Source organism: Mesorhizobium sp. M4A.F.Ca.ET.020.02.1.1, from assembly GCF_004022645.1.
In the GTDB taxonomy this organism is placed as follows: Bacteria; Pseudomonadota; Alphaproteobacteria; order Rhizobiales; family Rhizobiaceae; genus Mesorhizobium.
The window spans coordinates 1-3364 of the sequence record NZ_RZOI01000660.1 but is presented as its reverse complement, the minus strand read 5'-3'; the positions used below and the strand labels follow the sequence as shown (position 1 = coordinate 3364).

The following is a 3364-nucleotide window of genomic DNA, read 5'->3' as shown; positions in this document are numbered from 1 at the left end:
GGGCTGGGTCGAGAATGCCGTCGGCGCGGTCGAGGGTGTTTCCGGAGTCGAGGTCAGCATGGTGTTCGATCCGCCGTGGACGCCGGACCGCATGTCGGAAGAGGCGCAGGTCGCGGTCGGCTGGTATTGAGGGCTCAAATGGAAGATTGGGAGATCGATCTTCCCGAATTCGTGCCGCCCTCGACGATGAAGCTGATGCAGCAATGGGGCGGCGACGACTTTCTCAACAGCATGGGCAAACCGGCCGCATTTGACGCGCTTCTGAACGGAATGCCGGCAGGCGTCGCCGACGTGCTTTGCGCGGATATTCTGCTCGGTGATGTCCTGAATGGCACCTTTCATCAGTACTTCCACAATTCGTGTGGAATAACGATCGAGCGAGCCATTGGCGCGATGCGGCGGCTCGGCCTGTCGGAACATGCGGCTGCAGCGGAAAGTGCGTTGGCGGTGTTCGGCCCGAACTTTCCTCGGGACCGCTTGCAAAGAATGGATAGGATGGATGAGTTGCCGGAAACTGCATTCGATCTGGCCTCCAACCAGTTCTATGCCGCTGAAGAGCGTCATCCGACGGCGATGTATAAGGTTTTGGAACGGGAGGCCAGTCAGTTGCTTGCAACGGTTCAGTAACAGAGCCGGGGTTGCACCCGCCAACAAACTTCACCATTTTAGGTGATGAATCATTCGGCGGGCCTTGAACCTGCATGGAATGGAAGAGGAAAGAGAATGGGACGCTTCGCCGTCATCACGATGACCGAAAAGGCCGCCGACCGGGTGCGCGAGATCGTCGCCACGCGCGAGAATGCGCACGGCATCCGCCTCGGCATCAAGAAGGGCGGCTGCGCCGGCATGGAATACACGGTCGACCTGGTGACCGAGCCGAACACCAAGGACGATCATATCGAGCGCGACGGCGCGCATGTCTATGTCGCGCCGGAAGCAGCGCTCTTCCTGTTCGGCACCGAGATGGATTTCGAGCAGACGACGCTGCGCACCGGCTTCACCTTCAAGAACCCGAACCAGAGCTCGGCCTGCGGCTGCGGCGAGTCGGTCGAGTTGAAGCCGGCCGACCTCAAGGCGCTTGCCGAGGCGCGCGCTTCAAGCGCGGCTTAGCTTTTTCATCATGCGCGCCGAGGCATATCGCTGGCGGTGTGCCTGTTGTAGCAAGGAGTTTGTCGGGCTTCCGACAGACCTGGCGTTCGACGCGCCGGTGGATCCAGACGCACTCGATGAGGTCGCTCGATCGACCTTCCGCAAGAATGAAGATTTCTGCCTGGTGAGTTACGCCACGGGCCAAACGGATCGATTTATTCGTTGCCTGCTGCCGTTGCCCGTTCCTGCGCTGACCGACGAGTTCTGCTTCGGCGTATGGATGTCGGTCTCGGAAAGGAGCTGGAATGTCTATCGCGACGGATATGACAGTGGCCAATATGAGGACGAACTTTGCTTCGGGTATCTGATGCACGATATTCCCGAATACCCAAGCTCGATGCACCTACATGCCAATGTTGTATTCCAGCTTGGCAACATGCGCCCCAAGGTGTTTCTGCATGATGCAGATCATCCCTTGGTCGTCGCGCAGCGCGATGGGGTGGATGTGGAGCAGATCGAGCGCTGGGTTGCGCTAACGCATCGCCCTTAGGTTCAGCTCAGTCTACCCACATGCCGGTGCGCTTGTGCCAGTCGGCGATCGATTCTTCCGGGTAGACGTCGAACAGCTTGTCGTTCTTGCCGATCACCGGCTCGACCCAGCTCGCCTTGTATTTCAGCATCAGATGCACCTTTTCCGGCGGTACCGGCAGCTCGCTGTCGATCGCCGAGGCGAAGGGATGAACCAGATCCGGCCAGGTCGGGTCGTAGAGCCAGAGCGCCGAACCGCATTTGCGGCAGAAGTTGCGCTCGCCGGTCGACACCTCGCAATGCGGATGCTCGTCATCCTCTATCTCGGCCCGGTAGACGCCGAGGCTGCGCTTGCCCGTGATCTTGAGCGTCTCGTAGTCGGCGCCGAGATTGATGGCGAAACCGCCGCCGCCCTGCTGCTTGCGGCAGATCGAGCAGTAGCAGAGCATGAACGGCACCGGCGTGTTGCTTTCCACTTCGAAGCGGACAGCATTGCACCGGCAGGAGCCTTTGAGCAGGACAGGCATGGCGGGAGCTCCGTTTTCGTATCTCAATCTGTCAGCATGCCTTTGGTTGCGGCGATGACAAGGCCCACGCCGGATGAGATGATCGCGGCATGGACAATGCGCGCCTTGAAGAACTGTTCGAAAGCCTGGGGCCGATCAGCATCCGAAAGATGTTCGGCGGCAAGGGCATCTATTGCGACGGCGTCATCGTCGCCATCGTGCTGCGCGGCGAGCTGAAGCTGAAGGCCGACGAGCAAAGCGCCCCCGATTTCGAGGCCGCCGGCTGCCAGCAGTGGACCTACACCGGCTCCAGGCATGGCAAGCTGGTCGCCATGCCCTATTGGAGTATTCCCGACAGCGCGTTCGACGACCCCGACGAGATGGCGGTCTGGGCGCGCCGCGCCTATGAGGCGGGGCTGCGGGCGGGCAAGTAGACGCTACAGCGCCTTGGCGATCCTGGCCGCCAGCCGCGCATTGTTCTCGACCAGCGCGATGTTGGTCTTGAGGCTGCGGCCGCCGGTCAGCTCGAGGATTTTCGACAGCAGGAACGGCGTCACTGCCTTGCCGCTGACGTTGAGCGCCTCCGCCGCCTTCTGCGCCGCCTGGATGTAGCCATCCATCTCCTTGGCCGGGATCTCCTCGTTCTCCGGCACCGGGTTGGCGATCAGTATGCCGCCGCCGAGGCTCAGCGCCTGCCGCGTCCGGTAGAAATGCGCAATGTCCTCCGGCGCATGCAAGGTGAGCGGGGCGCGGAACGGCGAATGCCTGGACCAGAACGCAGGCATCGTCTCGCAGCCATGGCCGACGACCGGCACGCCGCGCGTCTCCAGCACTTCCAGCGTCTTTTCGATGTCGAGGATTGCCTTGGCGCCGGCCGACACCACGATGACCGGCGTGCGCGCCAGCTCGTCGAGGTCGGCCGAGATGTCGAAGCTCTTTTCAGCGCCCTTGTGCACGCCGCCGATGCCGCCGGTGGCGAACACCTTTATCCCGGCCATATACGCGGCGATCATCGTCGCGGCGACGGTGGTGCCGCCGGTGCGCGCTTGCGCGACGGCAAAGCCGAGATCGGCGCGCGACAGTTTCATGGCGTCGCCGGTCATCGCCAGCGATTCGCGCTCGCCGTCGGAGAGGCCGATCTTGATGCGGCCGGCGACCACCGCGATCGTTGCCGGTACCGCGCCATTGTCCAGGATGATCTTCTCGACATTGGCGGCCATGGCGCCGTTGTCCGGATAGGG

General features: G+C 62.1%; 6 protein-coding genes and 1 pseudogene. 5 read left to right on the top strand and 2 right to left on the bottom strand.

All coding sequences use genetic code 11. The features are described 5' to 3' along the window. The 4 genes and pseudogenes from EN742_RS28785 to EN742_RS28770 all read left to right on the top strand — a co-directional run. A pseudogene (locus tag EN742_RS28785) lies at nt 1-130 on the top strand (SUF system Fe-S cluster assembly protein); the annotation flags it as partial. A gap of 8 nt (nt 131-138) precedes the next feature. Then, nucleotides 139-627 (top strand): DUF4375 domain-containing protein, encoded by a 489-nt coding sequence (locus EN742_RS28780; protein WP_126054864.1) that lies wholly within the window; start codon nt 139-141, stop codon nt 625-627. 96 nt (nt 628-723) lie between these two features. Then, nucleotides 724-1110: a Fe-S cluster assembly scaffold SufA gene (gene sufA, locus EN742_RS28775; protein WP_127406524.1), complete on the top strand. Its 387-nt coding sequence runs from the start codon at nt 724-726 to the stop codon at nt 1108-1110. 10 nt (nt 1111-1120) lie between these two features. Continuing rightward, complete coding sequence (locus tag EN742_RS28770) at nt 1121-1639, top strand: DUF2199 domain-containing protein (RefSeq protein WP_127406523.1); 519 nt, start codon at nt 1121-1123, stop codon at nt 1637-1639. A gap of 7 nt (nt 1640-1646) precedes the next feature. Here EN742_RS28770 and EN742_RS28765 read toward each other — a convergent pair whose 3' ends face one another. Further along, a complete protein-coding gene (locus EN742_RS28765; protein WP_127406522.1) occupies nt 1647-2144 on the bottom strand; it encodes a GFA family protein in 498 nt (165 codons plus the stop codon). 89 nt (nt 2145-2233) lie between these two features. Between EN742_RS28765 and EN742_RS28760 the strand changes: the two genes are divergently transcribed. Continuing rightward, the gene (locus EN742_RS28760) at nt 2234-2557 is read left to right on the top strand and encodes a TfoX/Sxy family protein (protein WP_126054860.1); all 324 of its coding nucleotides are present in this window, start codon (nt 2234-2236) and stop codon (nt 2555-2557) included. Nucleotides 2558-2560: 3 nt separating this feature from the next. Here EN742_RS28760 and EN742_RS28755 read toward each other — a convergent pair. Further along, the coding region (locus EN742_RS28755) for a pseudouridine-5'-phosphate glycosidase (RefSeq protein WP_148670328.1) at nt 2561-3364 on the bottom strand (804 nt) is incomplete at its 5' end.